Genomic DNA, 24,123 nt, shown 5'->3' with positions numbered 1-24,123 from the left:
GCTTCACTGCTCACCGTATTTGACTATCATGCCATCATCCTATATCGGGCGCTTTGCCCCCTCTCCTTCCGGTGAATTACACTTCGGCTCACTGATTGCTGCCCTTGGCAGTTATTTGCAGGCGCGTGCGCAGCAAGGTCAATGGCGAGTGCGCATCGAAGATATCGATCCGCCACGTGAAATTCCCGGCGCGGCACAACACATTTTACGTCAGTTGGAACATTACGGCCTGCACTGGGACGGCGAGGTACTATGGCAGTCACAGCGCCACGATGCCTATCGCGCCGCGCTCAGCTGGTTACGTCAGCATCAGCAAAGTTACTGGTGTCGCTGCACTCGTCGCCGCATTCAGCAAAGCGGTGGGCATTACGACGGCCATTGTCGCGACCGGCAACTGAGTGCAGAAAATGCCGCCCTGCGTTTACGTCAGCATGCACCGGTAACCGAGTTTTATGATGGCTTGCGTGGCAATATCATTGCCGATCGCGCGCTGGCGACGGAAGATTTTATCATTCATCGCCGTGATGGCCTGTTCGCCTATAACCTGGCAGTAGTGGTCGACGACCATTTTCAGGGCATCAGCGAAATTGTGCGCGGTGCCGATTTAATTGAACCGACGGTGCGCCAGATTGCACTGTATCAGCAGTTTGGCTGGTCGGTGCCGGGCTACCTGCATTTGCCGCTGGTACTCAATACCGATGGCAATAAATTATCAAAACAGAATCATGCCCCCGCGTTACCGGAAGGCGATCCGCGACCGGTGCTGGTGCGTGCTTTACGGTTTCTTGGTCAGCCAGAGCCGACTGGCTGGCAGGATGATTCACTGGATGCGCTGTTAAAACAGGCAATTCAGCAGTGGGATCTCACAAAAATCCCACGCCAGGACGCAGCGGGAAGCATTGGAATGACTTCAGCATTCTCAAATGGTTCTCACTAAGCTATGATTAGCCGCTGTTTTTACCACCCAAGTTTCTTAGTCACTATCGAGGTGTCCCATTTTTACCCGAGTTGCTAATTTTTGCAGAAAAGTCCTGAATCGCGAAGATGAGGCGCCAACTGTGGTCGAGGAAGTCCGTCATATGACGATTATCCCTCGCGACCGCCATAATATCTCGCGAAAAGACATTAGCGAAAATGCCCTCAAAGTACTCTATCGCCTGAATAAAGCCGGTTATGAAGCCTACCTGGTAGGTGGCGGCGTGCGCGATTTGCTGCTGGGTAAAAAGCCGAAAGATTTCGATGTGACCACCAACGCCACCCCGGAGCAGATGCGTAAACTGTTCCGCAACTGCCGTCTGGTGGGTCGCCGCTTCCGTCTGGCTCACGTGATGTTTGGCCCGGAAGTGATTGAAGTCGCGACTTTCCGTGGCCACCATCTGGCGGAAGAGCAGCAGGATGATCGCAACAACTCCCAGCGCGGCCAGAACGGCATGCTGCTGCGCGACAATATTTTTGGTTCGATTGAAGATGACGCCCAGCGCCGCGATCTGACCATCAACAGCCTGTACTACAGCGTGGCGGATTTCACCGTCCGTGACTATGTTGGCGGTCTGAACGATCTGCAACAGGGAATTATTCGCCTGATTGGCGACCCGGAAACGCGTTATCGCGAAGATCCGGTGCGTATGCTGCGCGTGGTGCGTTTCTCCGCCAAGCTGGATATGAGCGTGGCCGCCGAGACCGCCGAGCCCATTCCACGCCTTGCGACGCTGTTGCAGGACATTCCGCCAGCACGCCTGTTTGAAGAGACATTGAAGCTGTTGCAGGCCGGTTACGGCTACAGTACTTATCTGCAACTGCGTGAATATCAGCTGTTCCAGCCACTGTTCCCGCTGATCACCCGCTACTTCACCGAACAAGGTGACAGCGCCATGGAGCGGATGGTGATTCAGGTACTGAAAAATACCGATAACCGCATTCACAACCAGATGCGCGTCAATCCGGCGTTCCTGTTTGCTGCGATGTTCTGGTATCCACAGCTGGAAGCGGCGCAAAAAATCGCGCAGGAAAGCGGTCTGGCCTACTACGACGCCTTTGCGCTGGCAATGAATGATGTGCTCGACGAAGCCTGCCGTGCGCTGGCGATTCCAAAACGCATCACCACCCTGATTCGTGATATCTGGCAATTGCAGCTGCGTCTGTCACGCCGCCACGGCAAACGCGCGTGGAAGCTGATGGAACATCCGAAATTCCGCGCCGCGTATGACCTGCTGGCGCTGCGTGCTGAAGTGGAAAATAACCACGAACTGCAACGTCTCACCACCTGGTGGAGCGAGTTCCAGGTTGCCGCACCACCGCAGCAAAAAACCATGCTGAATACGCTGGGTGACGATCCGGTGCCACGCCGTCGTACCCGTCGCCCGCGCAAACGCACGCCGGGTGCTGCACCACGTCGTGACGGCAACAGCAACGCATGACCCGCGTCTATATTGCGTTAGGCAGCAATCTGGCCGACCCGTTGCATCAGGTGCAAAATGCACTTGATGCACTGGCCGCAATCCCTGACAGTCAGCTGATTGCCATCTCTTCGCTGTATCGCACCCCACCTTACGGCCCTGCCGATCAGCCCGACTATCTCAATGCGGTGATTGCCCTTGAGACCACCCTGCCACCCGAAACGCTGCTGGATCATACCCAGCGTATCGAACGGGAACAGGGTCGGGTACGCAAAGCAGAGCGCTGGGGGCCACGAACGCTGGATCTCGATATTCTGCTGTTTGGCGAGTTGACGATTAACAGCGAGCGCTTAATCGTGCCGCATTATGATATGAAAAACCGCGCCTTTATGCTGCTACCGCTGGCGGAAATCGCTGCCGGACTGCACTTTCCTGACGGCGAATCTGTCGCAGAAAGGCTGTCACAGCTCGACAGTCGCGATATTCAACGCTGGTAGCCCTTAGGGTCAGTATAAAAATCCTCCGCCTCGCCGCTCCGTTAGCCTGATAAACGTTCCTCTGCGATTCGCGATCTATTACACTTCGGCCATCAGAAATTTCCTCCTGAGAGGCCGTTATGAAACCGACCAGTATTTCTCAATTGCGCCAGTGGAAACAGGCAGGCCGCAAATTCGCTTCAATTACCGCTTATGACTACAGCTTTGCCAAACTGTTTGCCGACGAAGGCATTCAGGTGCTGCTGGTGGGTGATTCGCTGGGAATGACCGTACAGGGCCATGATTCCACGCTGCCGGTGACTGTCGCCGATATCGTTTATCACACTCAGGCGGTACGTCGTGGCGCGCCCAATGTGCTGCTGCTGTCCGACCTGCCGTTTATGAGCTATGCCACGCCGCAGCAGACTTTTGACAACGCCGCACAGCTGATGCGCGCCGGTGCGAATATGGTCAAACTGGAAGGCGGTAAATGGCTGGCTGAGACGGTAAAACAGCTGACCGAACGCGCGGTACCGGTATGTGGACATCTGGGGTTAACGCCGCAGTCGGTCAATATTTTTGGCGGCTACAAAATTCAGGGGCGCGAAGCGGCGGATGCCGATCGTCTGCTGGACGATGCGCTGGCATTAGAAGCCGCAGGCGCACAACTGCTGGTGCTGGAGTGTGTGCCGGTGGCGCTGGCTAAACGCGTGACCGAGGCACTAAGCATTCCGGTGATTGGTATCGGCGCGGGCAATGTTACTGATGGGCAGATTCTGGTGATGCATGATGCTTTTGCGATTACTGGTGGACATATCCCTAAATTCGCGAAAAACTTCCTGTCCGACAGCGGCGATATTCGTAGCGCTGTCCGTCAGTACATTACCGAAGTTGAGGCCGGGAGCTATCCCGCTGAAGAACACAGTTTCCAATAACCCAGGAGAGAGTCTGTGCTGATTATTGAAACGCTGCCGATGTTGCGTCGTGAAATTCGTCGCTGGCGTCAGGATGGTAAACGCATCGCGCTGGTGCCGACCATGGGCAACTTACATGACGGTCATATGACACTGGTTGATGAAGCACGCGCACGTGCGGATATCGTGGTGGCCAGCATTTTCGTCAACCCGATGCAGTTTGAGCGCGCTGACGATCTGGCGCGGTATCCCCGTACCTTGCAGGAAGATTGCGAAAAGCTTAATCGCCGTGGCGTTGACCTGGTGTTTTCCCCTTCCCCTGCCGATATCTATCCTGCCGGGCTGGATACGCAGACCTTCGTTGACGTACCGGGTCTCTCTTCACTGCTGGAAGGTGCCAGCCGCCCGGGCCATTTCCGTGGCGTCTCGACGGTGGTCAGTAAGTTGTTTAATCTGGTGCAGCCAGACCTCGCCTGCTTCGGTGAGAAGGATTACCAGCAGCTGGCCCTGATTCGCAAGATGGTGGCCGATATGGGCTACGATATCGATATTATTGGTGTGCCGACGGTACGGGCGAAAGATGGACTGGCACTCAGTTCACGCAACGGCTATCTGACCGCCGATCAGCGCAAACAGGCACCCGAGCTGAGCAAGGTGATGAACAGCATCGCGCAGAAACTGTCTGATGGTGAACGCCATGTGGAAGAGTTGATTGCTGCTGGTGAAGCCGAACTGAATGAAAAAGGCTTCCGCCCCGACGGCCTGGCGATTTGCGATGCAGAGACGCTGTTACCGCTGGATACCGAGAGTAAACGGGCGGTAATTCTGATGGCGGCATGGCTGGGTAATGCCCGTCTGATTGATAACCAGCAGGTTGATCTGACGCAGTAGACAAGGCGCAATGAACGACAGATACTGTCGTTCGTTTTTTGATGAGATGCTCAAAGGTAACAGAGTTATGGTACGCACCATGTTGCAAGGCAAGCTGCACCGGGTAAAAGTCACCCAGGCCGATTTGCACTATGAAGGCTCCTGCGCCATCGATCAGGATTTCCTCGATGCTTCAGGCATTCTTCAATATGAAGCGATCGATATCTACAACGTTAACAACGGCCAGCGTTTCTCAACTTACGCTATCGCTGCCGAACGGGGTTCGAAAATCATCTCGGTTAACGGCGCGGCTGCGCGCTGTGCCTGCGCCGGTGATTTGCTGATTATCTGCTCTTACGTGCAAATGTCAGATGAGCAAGCCCGCGAGTGGCAACCTAAAGTCGCCTATTTCGAAGGTGATAATGAGATGAAACGCCTGGCTAAAGCGGTGCCGGTTCAGGTGGCGTGATTTTCTTTGTGGGCGGCGAAAATGCCGCCCCATAAAACGGAATGGTCATTAAGTACGCAGCCCGCGACCACGCTGAATCAGCGCCCATACCACCGCATAAAACACTACGATAAAGGCGATCAGCACCGACAGGGTAAATACCAGCGGTACATCGTTAACCCCGAGGAAGCCGTAGCGGAAACCACTGATCATATACACGATAGGGTTCAGCTTCGACACCGCCTGCCAGAACGGCGGCAGCAGCGTCAGCGAATAAAATACGCCACCGAGATAGGTTAACGGCGTCAGTACAAAGGTCGGGATCAGACTGATATCGTCAAAAGTACGCGCAAACACCGCATTCAGCAGACCAGCCAGCGAGAACAGAATCGCGGTCAGTAACAGCGTTATGGCGACCATCCACCATGAATGAACATGGAACGGCACGAAAAATAGCGAAATTGCCGTCACTAGTACCCCAACGCAGATTCCGCGCGCTACACCTCCCCCCACATAACCGGCGATAATAATATGCGTCGGCACCGGCGCGACCAGCAGCTCTTCAATATTGCGCTGAAACTTCGAGCTGAAAAACGACGAGGCGACGTTAGCGTAAGCATTCGTGATCACCGCCATCATAATCAGACCCGGCACAATAAACTGCATGTAGGTGAAACCGTGCATCTCACCAATACGCGAGCCGATCAGATTACCGAAAATAATAAAGTAGAGAGTCATGGTGATCACCGGCGGCACCAGTGTCTGAATCCAGATACGCGCAAAGCGGTTGATCTCTTTACCCCAGATGCTCTTCAGCGCTACCCAGTACAAATGTGTCATGCCTTCTCTCCTTTCTTGCCCTGCGTCAGGCCAACAAACAGCTCTTCCAGGCGGTTTGCTTTATTACGCATACTCAGCACCTGAATGCCCTGCGCGCTGAGCTGACTAAATACGCTATTCAGACCCTGCTCACGCATCACTTCTACTTCCAGCGTCGAGGTATCGACCAGACGATACTGGAAACCATCCAGCTGCGGCAGCGGACTTTTTGGCGCCAGATCGAGAATAAAGGTCTCGGATTTTAGTTTGGACAGCAGACCTTTCATCGAGGTATTTTCCACCAGCTCACCGCTCTGGATAATGCCGATATTGCGACACAGCATTTCAGCCTCTTCCAGATAGTGCGTGGTCAGAATAATCGTGGTGCCTTTGGCATTAAGATCTTTCAGAAACACCCACATTGAACGGCGCAGCTCAATATCCACCCCGGCGGTCGGCTCATCAAGGATCAACAGCTTTGGCTCATGCATCAGGGCGCGGGCAATCATCAGGCGACGCTTCATGCCGCCGGACAACATGCGTGCACGTTCGCTGCGTTTTTCCCACAGATCGAGCTGTTTCAGGTATTTTTCTGCGCGTTTAATCGCTTCTGGCTTTTCAACGCCATAGTAACCCGCCTGATTGACGACGATTTGCATCACCGTCTCAAACGGGTTGAAGTTAAACTCCTGCGGCACCAGGCCAAGCTGGCGTTTAGCATTGACCATATCGTGTTGCAGGTCATAACCAAATACCCGCACTTTGCCGGCAGTTTTATTCACCAGTGAGCTGATAATGCCAATGGTGGTGGATTTACCCGCCCCGTTCGGGCCGAGCAGTGCATAGAAATCACCGGCCTCAACGTTTAAGTCGATGCCCTTCAGCGCCTGAACGCCGCCGGGATAGGTCTTGGCCAGTTTTTCAAGTTCCAGTGCATAAGTCATAGGTAAAAGCGTACCCTGTTTGTATGGTTTTCTTGTTTGCCGTTTTAAATCTTGTGGCGTTGACCTATAGTACGGCAACGCACTTTGACTTGTTACAGGTCGTATAAATTCATGAAAGATATCGATACCCTTATCAGCAACAACCGCGAATGGTCTAAATTGCTGATAGAGGAGGATCCCGGCTTCTTCGAGCGCCTTGCTGACACGCAAAAACCCCGTTTTCTCTGGATTGGTTGCTCTGACAGCCGCGTACCTGCCGAACGTCTGACCGGGCTTGAGCCTGGCGAACTGTTTGTGCATCGCAACGTTGCCAACCTGGTGGTCCACACCGATTTAAACTGCCTTTCTGTAGTGCAGTACGCCGTTGAAGTGCTGGAAGTCGAACACATCATCATCTGCGGCCACTATGGCTGTGGCGGCGTGCAGGCCGCGCTCGAAAACCCTGAACTGGGGTTGATCGACAACTGGCTGCTGCATATCCGCGACCTGTGGTACAAACATAGCTCATTGCTGGGTGAACTGCCGCCAGAAAAGCGTTTTGATAAATTGTGTGAAATCAACGTTATCGAACAGGTCTACAACCTGGGCCACTCCACTATTATGCAATCTGCATGGAAGCGCGGCCAGAAAGTCACTATTCACGGCTGGGTGTATGGCATCCACGATGGTTGTCTGCGAGACCTCGGGGTCACCGCCACCAATCGCGAAATCCTTGAGCAGCGCTATCGCCACGGCATTGCCAATCTGCTGAACAAGCCTGACAGCCACCGCTAACACGGCGGCAAATGCACAGCTGCAACTTCCGCGAGGAAGGGTATAACAGGCCGGCGGGTCCGGCCTTGCCAGATAATGCGGTGCGTCATGCGCCAGCGGAGTGAATTACTGCTCCAGAATCACCACTTTACCGACATACGGCAGATGGCGATAACGCTGGGCATAATCGATACCGTAACCCACGACAAATTCATCAGGAATTGAGAAGCCGACGTATTCGACGTCCACCGTCACTTCACGGCGCTCGGGTTTATCCAGCAGCGTACAGATAGCCAGTGACTTTGGCCCACGCAGGCTGAGGATTTCGCGGACTTTGCTCAGCGTATTACCGGAATCGATAATATCCTCAACAATCAGTACGTCTTTGCCACGAATATCTTCGTCGAGATCTTTCAGGATTTTCACATCGCGGGTCGTCGACATGCCGCTGCCGTAACTGGAAGCCGTCATAAAATCGACTTCATGAGGGACGTCAATGGTGCGACACAGATCGGCCATAAACATAAATGAGCCGCGTAGCAGGCCAACCAGCACCATATCGCTACCGCTGTCACGGTAATGTTCAGAGATCTGTTTGCCCAGTTCGGCAATGCGGGATTTGATCTCAGCTTCGGAGATCATCACTTCTACAGTATGTTTCATAGCATTCAGTTCAGCTTGGTTGCCATCAGGAAAGCGACGCAGTCTATCACATTTCAGCGCTGAAGCATGCTGTTGCGCAACGGCAATCTCTCAGTGGACAATGCGCGCCATCCAGACGGATAGACTGCTAAAATCTTCAAAAGTAACATTTAATTGTGAAAAAGGTTTTAAACTTAGAACGTTAATTCATTTATCCGCTCATTCTCCTGCATGGTAGCTTATGCTCAAAATATCGAGTTAACACATGCCGCCAAGGCAGGAGATCGTATGACTTCCCCACACTCCAAGAAAACCCACCTGGGTAACCGTGAACTGCAGCCTGAAACGCAGATGCTGAATTATGGCTATGATCCGGCACTGTCTGAAGGCGCGGTTAAACCGCCGGTGTTCCTGACCTCAACCTTTGTCTTTAACACCGCCGAGGACGGACGTGATTTCTTTGATTATGTCTCCGGCCGCCGCGAACCTCCGGCTGGCAGTTCATCAGGGCTGGTCTACTCGCGCTTTAACCATCCTAACAGCGAGATCGTTGAAGACCGGCTGGCGGTTTACGAACGTACCGAAAGCGGCGCGCTGTTCTCTTCGGGGATGTCTGCGATTTCCACCACCCTGCTGGCCCTGGTGAAACCTGGCGATGTGATTTTGCACTCGCAGCCGTTATATGGCGGCACCGAAACCCTGCTGAGTAAAACCTTCAGCAATCTCAATGTTGCCAGCGTCGGCTTTTCCGATGGCGTTAATCAGGCGTCAGTGCAGGCGGCAGCGGATGAAGCGGTTAAAAAGGGGCGGGTTGCGGTGATTCTGATTGAGTCGCCAGCTAACCCGACCAACAGTCTGGTGGATGTGGCGATGATCAGCCGTATTGCTGACAACATCGCGCAGCAGCAGGGTCATCGCCCAATTATCGCCTGCGACAACACCCTGCTGGGGCCGGTGTTTCAACGTCCGCTTGAGCATGGTGCCGATCTCTCGGTCTATTCACTGACCAAGTATGTCGGCGGTCACTCGGATCTGATTGCTGGTGCGGTACTGGGCAGCAAGAAGCTGGTCGGTCAGATAAAATCGCTGCGTGGTGCGATTGGAACTCAGCTTGACCCGCACTCGTGCTGGATGATTGGTCGATCTCTCGAAACGCTGTCACTGCGCATGGAGCGTGCTAACAGCAACGCCGAAGCGGTGGCAACGTTCCTGCGTGACCATGCCAAAGTCGAAAATATTCACTATCTGTCATTCCTCGACCCGCAGTCCGCAGCCGGTCAAACTTTCAGCCGCCAGTGCAGTGGTGCCGGTTCAACCTTCTCTTTCGATTTACGCGGCGGTCAGGCAGCTTCGTTCCGTTTTCTGAATGCGCTACAGCTGTTTAAGCTGGCAGTGAGTCTGGGCGGCACAGAATCTCTCGCCAGCCACCCGGCCAGCACCACCCACTCAGGGGTGCCGGTTGACGTGCGCGATCGTATTGGAATCAGTGCATCAACGATTCGTCTGTCGATCGGCATTGAGAATAAAGATGATTTGATTGAGGATTTGCGTCTGGCGCTGGAACTGGCCTGATTAGCAATCACTATCAGCTCGCTGCTCAGCGCAGCGAGCTGATAACCGTCAGGCAGATTTGATTATCATGAGGGTTGTTGCATTATTTTCAGTATTTTACTGAAGCTAATGGTTTTGCTGCCAATTTTCGTCATACCATCCTCCGGCAGATAGCTGAACTTTACATAAAGTATCTGACCGCCCTCTTTTTGGTTCTCCTGTAGTTTTTCCATAGCCTCATACAACCCTTTGAGATCTCCCGGAATACCCGCGGCATCCGTAATGATGCTTCCCGGTTGAAATTTCTGGACTTGTTCCACCGCCGTTATTAATAAGTCATTCAATGGAAATAAACCGATAAATCGTTTCCTCGGCACATATTTAGTGATACCCATATAAATATCAGGCAGTTCAGTAATATTATTTTCAATTCCCCGTGTTTCATTTTTTATCAGAAACTCGGTGATTTCTACTGGCGTTCCGATCAGAACCAGCGGCTTCACCCCGGCTCCTTTTTCGGAAAAGCAGTATTCATTGGTTGACGTTCGGACCGCCTTTTGCAGCTCCCCGCGGTCGATAATCAGACTGTATTGCTTTCCTTCTTTGACAACCGACTGCGGCTCACGCCACATTTCCGTTGTGGAAGCACTGGCTGAAGTACCAGTAATACCGATCGTCAGTAACAACGATGGAATAATATGTTTCATCATTGGGTTCCTTTCCTTCTCTGCCTTAATTGACAATTATCGCCACCCTTCAACAAGGTAAAAAGTTTCATACCTTGTATGGCATCGATAATTTCCATATAGAGTAAATCGTAAATGACGCGGTCAGAATACCACACCCATATTATTAGCCAGCATGAGCTTATTAGTTAGCGTGTTAAACATTCTTACAGACACGATTATAATAAAACACATTAATAAGACTTACCATAAACGAAGGTTAAATAAACCAATAGCCCTGTAAAAATAAAAAATAAGAAAGGAAAAACCCTTTATTAAACCTGAGGATATTTTGAGAATATCGTCTTAATAAAGGGTGAAATAATAAATTAGTTAACTGACGGTAAAGCCAAGCATCATACCGGTATCTTCATGTTCCAGCAGATGGCAGTGAGCCATATAGGCATTTTCCGCATTGGCGACATAGTTAAAACGCACCAGCACTTCGCTACGCCAGCCTTCTACCCGCACCGTGTCTTTCCAGCCACTGCGATGCGCCTTTGGCGGTTTACCGTTTTCAGACAGAATACGGAACTGGGTGCCGTGAATATGGAACGGATGCAGCATGGCATCGCCTTCACCTGAAATGGTCCACTTTTCATATTCACCTAATTTGGCATCAAACATCGGTTTATGCATATCAAATGGCAGTCCATTGATTTTATTACCATTGTGGAAATCGTAAGCCGGGGCTTTATTACCGCTATCCATGGCGGCCATCGTGCTATGATCATGGCTGGCGGCAGTCCCCGCGTTATCCATGCCGTGATGCGCGTCCATTCCCATCCCGGCCATCGCTTTCGTGCCGTATTTACGCATCAACGCCTGCATACCCAGCTGGTCGAGTTGCGGGTCCATCATCAGCTGTAACCAACGGCTGGTGATACCTTCCACCGCAGGCAAGGCCGGCATGTCCACCAGCTTGTCCGGCAATTCCCCGCTGGCCTGAATGTTCAGAGGCAACACATTTAACAGCGGTAATGGCTGATCGAATGGCATTAATGACATGCCCATCTGCCGTACCGGTAACGTCACCAGATCAAACGGTTTACCGTCTTTGGTATCAACCAGCACTTCAAAGCGCTCGCCTGGCAGCATCGACAGCTCGCTGATTTTTACCGGTTCGCCTAATAAGCCACCGTCGCTGGCAATCACATACAGCGGACGATGGTCACTGGTGGCGAGAGTTAACGAACGGGCATTACAGCCATTCAGTAAGCGCAGGCGTAACCAGCCGCGCGGCACCGGATGCTGCGGATACTGCACGCCGTTAGTCAGCATCAGATTGCCGAACCAGCCTACCGCCGCGCGCATAATATCCAGTTGATAGTCGATTTGACTGCCATCGGCGCTAAGCTGTTTGTCCTGAAAAATCAACGGAATATCATCGATACCCCACTGTTTAGGCAGCAACAGTCTTTCACTGTCTTTATCTTTCAGAATCACCAGACCTGCGAGCCCCTGCGCCACCTGATAACCGGTCTGACCGTGCTGATGCGGATGGAACCAGCAGGTCGCTGCCGGCTGATCGGGGGTAAAGCTGACCGTGCGCTGCTGGCCCGGTTCGATGCGCGCATGCGGGCCGCCGTCAACCGCACCCGGCACTTCCAGCCCGTGCCAGTGCACGGTGGTAGCCTGCGGCAGTTGGTTATCGATATTGACGCTAATTGGTTTGCCACGCTCCAGTTGCAGCGCCGGGCCCAGCAGATTACCGTTATAGCCCCAGCTCGGCACTTTTTTACCGTTCCACAGCGAAAAACCACTGCGGGCGGTTAAGGTGACCTCCCCACGCGGGTCAGCACTCAGCAGCTCAGGAACCGGCAGCGTCGGACGCGTTGCAGCCATTAGCGAACGACTCCAGAGCGGCAGCGCACCGGCAGCACTGAGTGCGGCACTCAGCTTGAGAAAATCACGGCGTAACATTATCGCATCCTTTACAGTCAAAAAATTATCGCGCAGCTTAAACCTTCACCCGGCGGTAAGGTCAAGTTCAATCAGATTCACTATACTGTCAGAAACTGATGAAAATGGCAGTTGAAGAAGTTTCGTGGGCAAAATTGCCTGAACGCTGAGTCTAACTGTGCTAACGTCAGTTAATTGCAACTTTATGAGAAGAATTATGAAGAAAGGCATCAAGGCTCTGGTACTCACCGGGCTTCTTGGCTTCTCCTCCACCAGCTTTGCCCTGAGCGAATCGGAAGCAGAAGATCTCGCTGATTTAACAGCGGTTTTTGTCTATCTGAAAAATGACTGCGGCTATCAGGATTTACCTGATGCACAGATTCGCAAGGCATTGATGTTTTTTGCCCAGCAAAACCGTTGGGATTTAACCAATTACGCCAGTTACAACATGAAGGCGCTTGGCGAAGACAGCTACCGCGATCTCAGCGGTATCGCCATTACTAATGACAAGAAGTGTAAATCCCTGGCGCGTGATTCTCTCAGCCTGCTTGCCTACGTGAAGTAACCCGCCCCATTACCCTTCTGTTGAATATTTGACCGTGCAACCACGGTCAGAGTTAGCTATCATGTGCCGCCCATTTTTCATGGCTATTACTCTGGAGATCCCACCATGGCTCAAGATGAAATGTGGTATGAGACGCTTCATGCCGGTTTCGGACAGTACTTCTCTGTCGATAAAGAACTGTATCGTGAAAAGACCGAACATCAGGACCTGATTATCTTCGAAAATGCGGCGCTGGGTCGCGTTATGGCGCTTGACGGCGTGGTACAAACTACCGAGCGCGATGAGTTTATCTACCATGAAATGATGACCCATGTGCCTCTGCTGGCGCACGGTGCGGCGAAGAAGGTATTGATTATTGGTGGTGGTGATGGCGCAATGCTGCGCGAAGTCAGCCGTCATAAAAATATCGAACAGATAACCATGGTCGAAATCGACGCGGGTGTGGTCAACTTCTGTAAGCAATATTTGCCGAACCACAGTGCCGGTGCCTATGAGGATCCGCGCTTCAAACTGGTGATTGATGACGGTGTTAACTTTGTTAATCAAAGCAGTGATAAATTTGATGTGATTATCTCCGACTGTACCGATCCTATCGGTCCTGGCGAAAGTTTATTTACCTCTGAATTTTATGCGGGTTGCCACCGTTGCCTTAATGAAAATGGCATCTTTGTGGCACAGAATGGCGTTTGCTTCCTGCAACAGGATGAAGCCATTAACAGCCATCGTAAATTGGGTCATTATTTTAGCGACGTCAGCTTCTATCAGGCAGCGATTCCGACCTACTACGGCGGCATCATGACGTTTGCCTGGGCTAGCGACAATCCCGCTTTGCGCCAGCTCGATAGCGCAACGCTGCAAGCACGTCTTGATGCAGCGGGTTTAACCTGCCGTTACTACAATTCGGCAATCCATACTGGCAGCTTTGCCCTGCCACAATATCTGCTGAATGCACTGTCAGACGCGAGCTGATTGGGCATTTATAAGGGGGTGAACTAAATTGCAAAAGCTGAAACTACATGGCTTCAACAACCTGACAAAAAGCCTGAGTTTTTGTATCTATGATATTTGCTATGCGAATACCGCTGCAGAGCGCGACGGATACATTGCCTATATTGATGAGCAATACAACGCCAATCGTCTGACTGAAATTCTGAGCGAAACCTGCTCGATAATTGGCGCTAACGTGCTGAATATCGCGCGTCAGGATTACGAACCTCAGGGTGCCAGCGTGACTATTCTGGTGAGCGAAGAGCCGATCGACCCACGGGATATCGATAACTCAGAGCATCCTGGCCCACTGCCTGACTCGGTGGTTGCGCATCTGGATAAGAGCCATATTTGCGTCCATACCTATCCGGAAAGCCATCCCGAGGGAGGGCTGTGTACTTTCCGTGCCGATATTGAAGTATCAACCTGCGGCGTTATTTCGCCGCTGAAAGCGCTGAACTATCTGATCCACCAGCTGGAATCTGATATCGTCACCATCGATTATCGCGTGCGCGGCTTTACCCGTGACGTGAACGGGGTGAAACACTTTATCGATCATGAGATTAACTCGATTCAGAACTTTATGTCGGAAGATATGAAGTCGATGTATGACATGATGGATGTGAATGTCTATCAGGAAAACATGTTCCACACCAAGATGTTACTGAAAGAATTCGATTTAAAACATTACCTGTTTAACACCAAACCGGAAGATTTGAGCCCGCAAGAGCACAAGCGAATCACCGATTTGCTGTGGAAAGAGATGCGTGAAATTTACTATGCCCGTAATATTGCGGCAACAGGATTAAAAACCCTTTAATTTCCTTCACCTCTCCCGTTTTCGGGAGAGGGTTAATTAATAGCAAAATAATTATTTTATAAAATATTAATTAATCAAATCCGCAAATAAAGTGCGATCGGTGGTTATATGTGATTCAGGACACAAAAAGATTAATTCAATATCGGTTTTCGCCAGTAACTGATGCGCCGTATACGGATAAATACAGAATACTGAGCCCTTACTGACCTGATCTATCCTTCTGTCTTTTAAGCTATTATCAACCACATCTGCCGTCCATATCTCGCCTTCTCCTGACAGAATGATATACCATTCTTCTCCTTCTGCATGACTATGACACCCCACCCGTTTACCCATTTTCAGCGTCGTGCCATAAGCATTCAGCCCGGGCTGAGTAATCATTGGCGCAATTGAAATTCCAACTAACTCATCTTCACTTCCTTTTCCATCAGTAAAATCAGAAAAAATGATCATTCAGCCCTCTCTTCCCTTAGATAGAGTAATAATTGAACTAGACGTCAGCAATAAATCGATATTAAATCACATTAACTTTAACAAATGATCTCTAAACAGACGCTATCATGAGTGACAGCAACCGTAAACCGATCGAGGAATGATCACCCTCCGAAAAAATCTTTTCAGGAAGAGGAATAAAATATGGAAATCAGAACGGATAAACATGACTGGCACCGGCAGGATATTCTGGCTGCCGTGCGCAAAGCTAAAGGTTCACTGGCAAAACTCTCGCGCGAGAATGGCCTGTCAGCCAGCACACTGGGAAATACACTGATACGCCCCTGGCCACGAGGTGAAATCATCATTGCCAATGCGATTGGTATTCCACCGCAAGAAATCTGGCCGAGTCGTTTTTTTGATCAAAAAGGCAGGCTAATCCGTCGACGCGTCAGAGAAAAAGAGCAGCCGGAACAGCAGATGAATTCGCCTGTGCTGTTAACCGAGTAATTCCGTGTCCGGCCAGAGACAGAAATGGAGCAGGGATCGCAATGAGCGCAAACTTAAAGGATTCGTTGCAGATGTTAATTCGCTTCTGGGAAAACAGTGCCGAGCCCTGGGGAGCGAAAGATAACCAATCACGATTTATTTACGCCAATAAAAAATATCACAGCTTACTCGCGCTACCGGCACATTTTTCCGTTGAGGGCAGGCTGGATGGCGAACTGCCCGCCTCAACCGCCGATTTTCAGGATGCCTTCCAGAATCACGATCGCATGGTCGAACGTCTGCTCGACCGTGTCACCTCGATAGAAATCCATCCATTTGAAAATCACGCGTGGCTGCAGCCGTGGTTTTTTGATAAGTATCCGCTGATTGATGAGCGCGGTATTTGCCGGGGGACGATTTTTCATGGCCGGCCAGTAGATAATCTGATCCTGACCAGCCTGAATAAGATTAAGTTACCTGAATCACTGGTCTTTACTCCCCCCTCTTCACTGTTCAGTAAACGTGAGTGGGAGGTGTTGTTTTACATTCTGCACGCCTTTTCCAGCCTCGAGATATCGCATAAGCTGCATTTATCGCAGCGTACGGTGTGTAATATCACGCAAAGTATCTATAAGAAAGCGGGCGTCAGCTGCAAACGCGGCATTATTGAATACTGTCACGATAACAAGATCAGCAATTATATACCGCAGAGTTTCTTTGAACGTTGCCAGTCTTTACCGCTGATCAGTGAATGATTAACCACACGTAAAACTATGGAAAGTCGGGCGCTGCCGGATCTTCCGGCTACGTCGTCAGTGTCAGCTGAAAGACCTGCACGACGAGCACGCTATCGGCCAGCAGCGCTCGCCAACCCGACTACTTGCCTTGCAGAAACAGGCGATAGGCAGCAATCACCGCCAGAAAATCCTCCACGCCGCAAAACGACAGGCTCTCTTCGTCGTAGTAGTTCATGCCTTCTTCCATCCCTTCATCTTCAAAGTTAAGCTGATTGGCACGGATAATGATCTCTTCGTCGTCCATCCATAGCGTGTATTCATGTCCGACGCGCTGCCACTGGCGTTCGCTGCCTTTAATCGCCTGCACCGCGGCTTCGACTTCATCCAGTAACGCCAGGTTTTCTTTTACTTCTTCATTGAACCAGTGACCCACCACCTCATGCCCCATCGACATGCGTACCTTCACCACACCGGTGACGTCATGCAAAAATTCGTATTCCATACTGCTTTCCTCTGTCAGCCAGACGGCCTTTTCATACACTGCTGTCGTGCATTCTCCGCGCTTAGCGGGTAATTAATGGGGTTTAACTCGCATTATCGCAGTCTCAGTCAGGAAAAGCAGCGTTTAAGGCTAAAGGGTTTGCCACGGCAATAAAAAAAGGAGCCTTAACCGGCTCCTTTTGATGCAGTGACTGAACTGAAATTATACTGCGGTCTGGAAAATCACACCGTCAGCTTTATCCGTATACTGGCCCAGCTGGTCAAAGTTCAGATAACGGTAGGTATCTACCGCCGTCTTATCCACCTGCTCCATAAACTGCTGATACTCGTCTGGCGTTGGCAGCTTGCCCAGCAGTGAAGATACTGCCGCCAGTTCTGCTGACGCAAGGAACACGTTAGCACCGGTACCTAAGCGGTTCGGGAAGTTACGGGTTGAGGTGGAAACCACCGTCGAACCATCAGCGACACGCGCCTGGTTACCCATACAGAGTGAGCAACCTGGGATCTCAATACGCGCTCCGCTCTTACCAAACACACTGTAGTAGCCCTCTTCGGTCAGCTGTGCCGCATCCATCTTGGTTGGCGGAGCCACCCACAGGCGGGTGGGTAACTGGCCTTTATGCGCATCCAGCAGTTTACCGGCAGCACGGAAGTGACCAATGTTGGTCATGCAGGAACCGATAAACACTTCGTCGATCTTCTCGCCCTGCACGTCAGACAGCAGACGCGCATCGTCAGGATCGTTCGGCGCGCACAGGATTGGCTCTTTGATGTCAGCCAGATCGATATCGATCACCGCGGCGTATTCCGCATCCGCATCACCTTCCAGCAGTTGCGGATCGTCCAGCCATTTCTGCATGCCCTGGATACGACGCTCCAGCGTACGGCGGTCGCCATAGCCTTCAGCAATCATCCACTTCAGCAGCACGATATTGGAATTAAGGTATTCAATGATCGGATCTTTGCCCAGCTTAATGGTACAGCCGGCAGCAGAACGCTCGGCGGACGCATCCGACAGCTCAAATGCCTGCTCCACTTTCAGATCCGGTAAGCCTTCAATTTCCAGGATGCGGCCAGAGAAGATATTTTTCTTACCTTTCTTCTCGACAGTCAGCAGACCCGCTTTGATGGCATACAGCGGAATGGCGTGAACCAGATCGCGCAGGGTGATACCCGGCTGCATTTTGCCTTTAAAGCGTACCAGTACCGATTCCGGCATATCCAGCGGCATTACGCCGGTGGCAGCAGCAAACGCCACCAGACCCGAACCCGCCGGGAAAGAGATACCAATCGGGAAACGGGTATGAGAGTCACCACCGGTACCGACGGTATCCGGCAGCAGCATACGGTTCAGCCAGCTGTGGATAATGCCGTCGCCCGGACGCAGTGAAACACCGCCACGGTTCATAATAAAGTCTGGCAGCGTGTGGTGAGTGCTGACGTCAACCGGCTTCGGATAGGCTGCGGTATGGCAGAATGACTGCATCACCAGGTCAGCCGAGAAGCCGAGGCACGCCAGATCTTTCAGCTCATCACGGGTCATTGGGCCAGTGGTATCCTGCGAACCGACCGAGGTCATTTTAGGTTCGCAATATTGCCCCGGACGCACGCCTTCGGTACCGCAAGCACGACCCACCATTTTCTGTGCCAGTGAGAAGCCGCGGCTGCTCTCTGCCACATCTTTCGCCACGCGGAACACATCGCTGTGCGGCAGACCCAGCGCTTCACGCGCACGGCTGGTCAGCCCACGACCGATAATCAGTGGAATACGACCACCGGCACGCACTTCATCAAGCAGTACGTCGGTTTTCAGTTCGAAATTCGCCAGCACCTCACCGGTGTCATGATTGCGCACTTCGCCCTTGTACGGATAGATATCAATGACATCGCCGGTATTCAGGTTATCGACATCGACTTCGATCGGCAGTGCGCCGGCATCTTCCATGGTATTGAAGAAGATGGGTGCGATTTTACCGCCCAGCACCACGCCACCGCCTTTTTTGTTCGGCACGTTAGGGATGTCATCACCCATAAACCACAGCACCGAGTTGGTGGCGGATTTACGCGAAGAACCAGTACCGACGACATCGCCGACATAAGCCAGCGGAAAGCCTTTCTGTTTCAGCGCTTCGATCTGCTTGATTGGACCCACGTTACCCGCTTCGTCGGGTTCGATGCCTTCACGTGAGTTTTTCAGCATCGCCAGCGCGTGCAGTGGGATGTCCGGACGTGACCAGGCATCCGGTGCCGGAGAAAGGTCATCGGTATTGGTTTCACCGGTCACTTTAAACACGGTTACGGTGATCTTTTCCGCCAGCTCAGGGCGTGACAAATACCAATCGGCATCGGCCCAGGATTGCAGTACCTGCTGCGCGTGCGGGTTGCCGGCTTTGGCTTTCTCGTCAACGTCATGGAAGCTGTCGAACATCAGCAGCGTATGAGACAGGGCTTTCGCGGCAATCGGTGCCAGTTTGTCATCATCCAGCGCATCAATCAGCGGATGAATATTGTAACCGCCCTGCATAGTGCCCAGCAGTTCAACGGCTTTTTCAGGAGAAACCAGAGGAGAAGTCGCTTCGCCTTTCGCGATAGCAGCCAGGAATCCGGCTTTTACATAGGCCGCTTCATCAACACCTGGCGGAACTCGATTAATTAACAGATCAGACAGAAATTCTTCTTCACCCGCAGGAGGGGTTTTCAGCAGTTCAACCAGCGCGGCCATTTGGGAAGCATCTAACGGTTTAGGAACAATCCCTTCGGCGGCACGCTCGGCAACGTGCTTACGGTATTCTTCTAGCACGACGTTCTCCTCGCTCTCATTGTATTTGTCTTTCCGACCACCTTTTTTCACGTCGGGTGATTAACCCTCCTTGTGTAGGGTAAGGTGTAAAGGTGCCCGGTTTCGCGTGGGGCAGCATATCAGGATTTCGCTTGCTTGTTAATCTGTTTACAAAAAAGCAACATTATCTGGCGCGATTCGTCAACCACCGAATAAATGCGCATTTCCGTGACCAGAAGCAGGCCAGAATGAGTCGTATAGCCAGTCACTTAGCATGCACCACCCTGATTTCCTCAGCGGTTATGCTTCTTTAAGAGCACATCTATAACCGGTGGTTATTTAAAACGGAGGGAAAAATCTCATTGAGCGCAAAATAGTTGCCGACAACAGGCTAACTGGCTAAAACCCGAACGTTGAGCTTTGGTTGAGGAAGTACGGTTTACAGCCTGCGGGAGCGGCAGTATAGTTCGTCCCGCGAATTATTGTGGAGAAACCTTTTTTGGACAGTCACCGATCTAATTAAGGCAAGCCTGTTGCTTGCCGCCCTGGCAAGCAGCGATCCCTCCGGCTCGTCTGCTTTGAAAACTATAAACAGACGAGTACTTATGATGCTGATCTTTTCCCATACCCTTTTTCCTCCAGGCTGAAGCTCAGCCGTATTTCTGCTGCGCCATCGCTGCACAGCAGTCTGTTACCGATCCTGTTATTCAGGTTTTTAAGCTCATTATCACCCGGTGATAATTAAGGAGTTACCATGGACGAGCACCCCAGTACGCAGCGTAATCCGCGTTGCGTGGGAGCACTGAGCTAGTTCTTTTCCCCACCTGCAACGCCATATTTTTTTCACGTCTATCTCACTTTGAGAGAGATTGCCGTGCGTATAATTTGGAATAAGCAGACATGACTCAGATGATCGATATGGCGCAACCAGCGCGCCGCCAGCACCACTCTAAAGCCAAAAACTGGCCGATTGCCAACGAGGCGCAGGTCAGCATTGACAGCACCTTTTCCACTCTAAACAGCAGCCCAAAAGGGTTAACCAGCCAACAGGCTGAATCACGACTCGAGCAGTTTGGCCTCAATCAGGTGGCGCAGGAAAAAGCGCCGCATGCGCTGATTCAGCTACTGATGGCGTTTAAAAATCCATTTATCTTTGTATTGATGGGACTCGCCAGTATCAGTTTCTTCACCGACTACTGGTTGCCTGCTCAGCAGGGTGAAGAAACCGATCTGACTGGCGTGATCATTATGTCAGTGATGATTGGGCTGAGCGGCCTGCTGCGTTTCTGGCAGGAGTTTCGCACTAATAAAGCGGCGGATGCGCTGAAATCACTGGTTCGCACGCAAGTGACCACTCGCCGCCGTCACGTTGATCATTCCACTCCGCAGTGGATGTATGTCAATCAGCAACAGCTGGTGCCGGGCGATATTATCTCGATATCAGCAGGCGATATTATCCCGGCCGATATCAAACTGATTGAATCGCAGGATCTGCTGGTCAGCCAGGCAGCGCTGACCGGCGAAGCCTTGCCTGTGGAGAAATTTTGTCTGAACGATCTACCACAAACTGCGCATGAAATTGGTGAAGGTGCCCTGCCCGGCTTGCCAAATGTCTGCCTGATGGGCACCAATGTCGTCAGTGGTCATGCAACCGCCGTGGTGGTGGCGACCGGCAACCAGAGCTGGTTTGGTTCACTGGCAAAAAACATTGTTGGCAAACGCGCGCCCACTGCCTTTGATCGTGGAGTAAACAGCGTCAGCTGGCTGCTGATCCGCTTTATGTTCATTATGGTGCCGATTGTCTTTGTGATTAACGGCATGACCAAGGGCGACTGGCTGGATGCGGCACTGTTTGCCGTGGCGGTGGCGGTCGGTTTAACCCCGGAAATGCTGCCGATGATTGTCAGCACTAATCTCGCGAAAGGTGCGATGGCCATGGCGCGCCGCAAAGTGGTGGTTAAACGCCTGAATGCGATCCAGAACTTCGGCGCAATGGATGTGCTGTGCACCGACAAAACCGGCACCCTGACGCAGGATCATATTGCACTGGAGCAGCACCTTGATGTGCTTGGACGCCCCTGCCGCCAGGTGCTTGATCTGGCCTGGTTAAACAGTTTCCACCAGAGCGGGCTGAAAAACCTGATGGATCGTGCGGTGCTGGAATTCGCCCGCGACACACAGGATCTGCCACGCAACTATCGTAAAGTCGATGAGCTGGCGTTTGATTTCACCCGTCGCCGCCTGTCGGTCAGCGTCAGTAATGAGCTGGGTCAGCATCAGCTGGTCTGCAAAGGTGCGCTGGAAGAGATGCTGGCCATCACCACTCACCTTAACCTTGATGGTCAGGTTGAAAAGATGACGCCAGCCTGGCGTGAGGATATTACCCGGCGCGCAGCCGAGCTTAACCAGCAAGGTTATCGTGTTTTGCTGGTCGCGACCCGTGCCATGGAGAGCAACAACTGGTATCAACGTCTTACGATCGAGGATGAGCGTGATTTAACGCTGTGCGGTATGCTGACCTTCCTCGATCCCGCGAAAGAGAGTGCCGCAGCAGCGATTCACGCCCTGCAACACAATGGCGTACAGATTAAAATTCTGACCGGCGATAATCCGCTGATTACCGCCAAAATCTGCCGCGACCTTGGCGTGGATGCGGGTGTACCGATGCTGGGCGATGAGATTGAGCAGTTAAACGATGAGCAGTTGAAACCACGGATCGAACTGCATACGATTTTTGCCAAACTGACGCCGTCTCAGAAAGAGCGAGTGGTGACATTGTTGCAGGCAAATGGTCATACCGTCGGTTTCCTTGGTGACGGCATAAACGATGCGGCAGCTCTGCGGGCGGCGGATGTCGGTATTTCCGTCGACAGTGCCACCGATATTGCCAAAGAGTCCGCTGATATTATCCTGCTGGAAAAAAGCCTGATGGTGCTGGAACAAGGCGTACTGGTCGGTCGCCAGACCTTTGGTAATATCATCAAATATCTCAATATTACCGCCAGCTCAAACTTTGGTAACGTATTCTCGATTCTGGTAGCCAGTGCTTTTATACCTTTTTTACCGATGCTGGCTATCCAGCTGCTGCTGCAAAACCTGATTTACGATATTTCGCAGCTGGCCTTACCCTGGGATAAAATGGATAAAGAGTTTGTGCGCAAACCACGTAAATGGGACGCCAAAAACATTGGTCGTTTTATGCTGTGGATGGGGCCAACTTCATCAATTTTTGATATCACCACCTTTGCACTGATGTGGCATATTTTTGGTGCCAACAGTGCCGACCATCAGGCATTGTTCCAGTCCGGCTGGTTTATTGAGGGATTACTGTCACAGACGTTAGTGGTGCATATGTTACGCACCCAGAAGATTCCGTTTATTCAGGCCCGTGCCACCTGGCCTATTATGCTGACCACAATTCTGGTGGTGATTATCGGTATCGGCCTGCCGTTCTCACCGTTTAATTCATGGTTTGGCCTGCAATCATTGCCGCTGACTTATTTCCCATGGTTACTGGCCACGCTGCTGGGTTATTGTCTGCTGAGCCAGGGTATGAAACAGCTGTATATGCGCAAGTTTGGCCAGTGGTTTTAATTAGCTGTTAGTGTTACTGCGGGAGGGATAACCCTCCCGCAGAATGACATCAAGTTATATTATATTCATTAAAATAATTACCTTAATGTTTTCTAATACCCCTCACAAATCCGTCCTTTGACACTCCGGAATAAATCTCACCTGTGCTATCTTTCTGGTATTACATCGCTTCAGGAAGATAAATATGAGAGCACATTGGCCTGTTTTATCATTGACCCGACCAACAAAAGAAGCCTGTTCAAATGAAAATAGTTATTCTTCTTGCATGTTGCTTTCTGCTGGCTGGCTGTCCTGTCCATCCATTGCCACACAGAGCTGCACTGGTTTCATTGGGGCAAAATGGGCAGCCTTGTTTTAAGGTAAAAAAGGAGTCAGTCACCGGAAATAATCAGTCTCGCATTATGGCTATAGTCGTAAGAAAAATAGCTGAAGATGACACTTTAAGTGAAGTATGGCGCAGTGACGACCTCGATTTCCCAATCAAAATAGTCGTTCCCGGCCAATGCATTCCAGTCGACTATAAATTTCAGCCATATCAGAAATATAGCGTCACCATTTACACTATCGTGCCACCCAATCAGGTGGAAACCAAACGTTTCTGGAGAGCAAGGTTTGAGCTGCAAAATCTGAAAGCTTAGCGAGGGAGAATAAAAATGATGATTATCGAAGAGGGATCTTCAAGACGTCTGACCCAAGGTGAGTCAGAAATGGCTAAGTCTGTATTTAAAAACGCCATTGATTACCGCCGGGTCCGGGTACATCACGGTGGTTACTTGCCA

23 protein-coding genes are annotated in these 24,123 nt (G+C 51.5%); 15 read left to right on the top strand and 8 right to left on the bottom strand.

Annotated features, from left to right (window positions below):
• The first annotated feature begins 28 nt into the window (after positions 1-28).
• The 6 genes from gluQRS to panD all read left to right on the top strand — a co-directional run bounded on the left by gluQRS (position 29) and on the right by panD (position 5,125).
• Positions 29-937 carry a tRNA glutamyl-Q(34) synthetase GluQRS gene (gene gluQRS / locus NG42_RS16280; protein WP_052901022.1) on the top strand — a complete coding sequence of 303 codons (909 nt, stop codon included), beginning with the start codon at positions 29-31 and terminating at the stop codon, positions 935-937.
• A gap of 58 nt (positions 938-995) precedes the next feature.
• Positions 996-2,417, top strand: coding sequence for a polynucleotide adenylyltransferase PcnB (gene pcnB / locus NG42_RS16275; protein ID WP_052900849.1), 1,422 nt, complete (start codon positions 996-998; stop codon positions 2,415-2,417).
• A complete protein-coding gene (gene folK, locus NG42_RS16270) occupies positions 2,414-2,893 on the top strand; it encodes a 2-amino-4-hydroxy-6-hydroxymethyldihydropteridine diphosphokinase (protein ID WP_052900846.1) in 480 nt (159 codons plus the stop codon). The genes pcnB and folK overlap by 4 nt, the downstream gene beginning before the upstream one ends.
• Before the next feature lie 119 nt (positions 2,894-3,012).
• Positions 3,013-3,807, top strand: a complete 795-nt coding sequence (panB, locus tag NG42_RS16265) for a 3-methyl-2-oxobutanoate hydroxymethyltransferase (RefSeq protein ID WP_052900844.1) — start codon at positions 3,013-3,015, stop codon at positions 3,805-3,807.
• 15 nt (positions 3,808-3,822) lie between these two features.
• The gene (gene panC / locus NG42_RS16260) at positions 3,823-4,677 is read left to right on the top strand and encodes a pantoate--beta-alanine ligase (RefSeq protein ID WP_052900842.1); all 855 of its coding nucleotides are present in this window, start codon (positions 3,823-3,825) and stop codon (positions 4,675-4,677) included.
• Between the two features lie 67 nt (positions 4,678-4,744).
• Positions 4,745-5,125 (top strand): aspartate 1-decarboxylase, encoded by a 381-nt coding sequence (gene panD / locus NG42_RS16255; protein ID WP_052901019.1) that lies wholly within the window; start codon positions 4,745-4,747, stop codon positions 5,123-5,125.
• Positions 5,126-5,173: 48 nt separating this feature from the next.
• On the opposite strand, the gene NG42_RS16250 is transcribed toward panD, so the two are convergent.
• Positions 5,174-5,944: an ABC transporter permease gene (locus tag NG42_RS16250; protein WP_052900839.1), complete on the bottom strand. Its 771-nt coding sequence runs from the start codon at positions 5,942-5,944 to the stop codon at positions 5,174-5,176.
• A complete protein-coding gene (locus NG42_RS16245; RefSeq protein ID WP_052900837.1) occupies positions 5,941-6,867 on the bottom strand; it encodes an ABC transporter ATP-binding protein in 927 nt (308 codons plus the stop codon). The genes NG42_RS16250 and NG42_RS16245 overlap by 4 nt, the downstream gene beginning before the upstream one ends.
• Before the next feature lie 111 nt (positions 6,868-6,978).
• Between NG42_RS16245 and can the strand changes: the two genes are divergently transcribed.
• Positions 6,979-7,641: a carbonate dehydratase gene (can, locus tag NG42_RS16240; protein WP_052900834.1), complete on the top strand. Its 663-nt coding sequence runs from the start codon at positions 6,979-6,981 to the stop codon at positions 7,639-7,641.
• A 105-nt stretch (positions 7,642-7,746) separates the two neighbouring features.
• On the opposite strand, the gene hpt is transcribed toward can, so the two are convergent.
• Entirely contained in the window at positions 7,747-8,283 is a 537-nt protein-coding gene (hpt, locus tag NG42_RS16235) for a hypoxanthine phosphoribosyltransferase (RefSeq protein ID WP_052900831.1), read from the bottom strand.
• A 267-nt stretch (positions 8,284-8,550) separates the two neighbouring features.
• On the opposite strand from hpt, the gene NG42_RS16230 reads away from it, so the two are divergent.
• Positions 8,551-9,834 carry a cystathionine gamma-synthase family protein gene (locus NG42_RS16230; RefSeq protein WP_052900828.1) on the top strand — a complete coding sequence of 428 codons (1,284 nt, stop codon included), beginning with the start codon at positions 8,551-8,553 and terminating at the stop codon, positions 9,832-9,834.
• Between the two features lie 65 nt (positions 9,835-9,899).
• Here the strand turns inward: NG42_RS16230 and NG42_RS16225 are convergent, their stop codons facing one another.
• Both NG42_RS16225 and cueO read right to left on the bottom strand, forming a co-directional pair.
• Complete coding sequence (locus tag NG42_RS16225; protein WP_156322168.1) at positions 9,900-10,520, bottom strand: hypothetical protein; 621 nt, start codon at positions 10,518-10,520, stop codon at positions 9,900-9,902.
• A 351-nt stretch (positions 10,521-10,871) separates the two neighbouring features.
• Positions 10,872-12,461: a multicopper oxidase CueO gene (gene cueO / locus NG42_RS16220; protein ID WP_052900822.1), complete on the bottom strand. Its 1,590-nt coding sequence runs from the start codon at positions 12,459-12,461 to the stop codon at positions 10,872-10,874.
• 196 nt (positions 12,462-12,657) lie between these two features.
• Here cueO and NG42_RS16215 point away from each other — a divergent pair, with 196 nt between their 5' ends.
• The 3 genes from NG42_RS16215 (at position 12,658) to speD (ending at position 14,812) form a co-directional block, all read left to right on the top strand.
• Complete coding sequence (locus NG42_RS16215) at positions 12,658-13,005, top strand: YacC family pilotin-like protein (RefSeq protein WP_052900820.1); 348 nt, start codon at positions 12,658-12,660, stop codon at positions 13,003-13,005.
• Between the two features lie 105 nt (positions 13,006-13,110).
• Positions 13,111-13,974, top strand: coding sequence for a polyamine aminopropyltransferase (gene speE, locus NG42_RS16210; RefSeq protein ID WP_052900818.1), 864 nt, complete (start codon positions 13,111-13,113; stop codon positions 13,972-13,974).
• Positions 13,975-14,002: 28 nt separating this feature from the next.
• Positions 14,003-14,812 (top strand): adenosylmethionine decarboxylase, encoded by an 810-nt coding sequence (gene speD, locus NG42_RS16205; RefSeq protein WP_052900815.1) that lies wholly within the window; start codon positions 14,003-14,005, stop codon positions 14,810-14,812.
• Positions 14,813-14,878: 66 nt separating this feature from the next.
• On the opposite strand, the gene NG42_RS16200 is transcribed toward speD, so the two are convergent.
• Entirely contained in the window at positions 14,879-15,265 is a 387-nt protein-coding gene (locus NG42_RS16200) for a cupin domain-containing protein (protein ID WP_052900812.1), read from the bottom strand.
• A 183-nt stretch (positions 15,266-15,448) separates the two neighbouring features.
• On the opposite strand from NG42_RS16200, the gene NG42_RS16195 reads away from it, so the two are divergent.
• Both NG42_RS16195 and NG42_RS16190 read left to right on the top strand, forming a co-directional pair.
• Positions 15,449-15,754 carry a helix-turn-helix domain-containing protein gene (locus NG42_RS16195; RefSeq protein ID WP_053115888.1) on the top strand — a complete coding sequence of 102 codons (306 nt, stop codon included), beginning with the start codon at positions 15,449-15,451 and terminating at the stop codon, positions 15,752-15,754.
• A 41-nt stretch (positions 15,755-15,795) separates the two neighbouring features.
• Positions 15,796-16,488 (top strand): helix-turn-helix transcriptional regulator, encoded by a 693-nt coding sequence (locus NG42_RS16190; protein ID WP_052900809.1) that lies wholly within the window; start codon positions 15,796-15,798, stop codon positions 16,486-16,488.
• A 121-nt stretch (positions 16,489-16,609) separates the two neighbouring features.
• Here the strand turns inward: NG42_RS16190 and yacL are convergent, their stop codons facing one another.
• Together yacL and acnB are read right to left on the bottom strand one after the other, a co-directional pair.
• Positions 16,610-16,972: a protein YacL gene (gene yacL, locus NG42_RS16185; RefSeq protein ID WP_052900806.1), complete on the bottom strand. Its 363-nt coding sequence runs from the start codon at positions 16,970-16,972 to the stop codon at positions 16,610-16,612.
• A gap of 201 nt (positions 16,973-17,173) precedes the next feature.
• Positions 17,174-19,771, bottom strand: a complete 2,598-nt coding sequence (gene acnB / locus NG42_RS16180; protein ID WP_052901016.1) for a bifunctional aconitate hydratase 2/2-methylisocitrate dehydratase — start codon at positions 19,769-19,771, stop codon at positions 17,174-17,176.
• Between the two features lie 879 nt (positions 19,772-20,650).
• Here acnB and mgtA point away from each other — a divergent pair.
• Together mgtA and NG42_RS22720 are read left to right on the top strand one after the other, a co-directional pair.
• Positions 20,651-23,344: a magnesium-translocating P-type ATPase gene (mgtA, locus tag NG42_RS16175; RefSeq protein WP_052900794.1), complete on the top strand. Its 2,694-nt coding sequence runs from the start codon at positions 20,651-20,653 to the stop codon at positions 23,342-23,344.
• A gap of 242 nt (positions 23,345-23,586) precedes the next feature.
• Entirely contained in the window at positions 23,587-23,982 is a 396-nt protein-coding gene (locus tag NG42_RS22720; protein WP_156324270.1) for a putative T6SS immunity periplasmic lipoprotein, read from the top strand.
• Positions 23,983-24,123: the final 141 nt, after the last annotated feature.

Source organism: Winslowiella iniecta (genome assembly GCF_001267535.1).
In the GTDB taxonomy this organism is placed as follows: domain Bacteria; phylum Pseudomonadota; class Gammaproteobacteria; order Enterobacterales; family Enterobacteriaceae; genus Erwinia; species Erwinia iniecta.
This window is presented reverse-complemented; position numbering and strand designations above follow the sequence as displayed.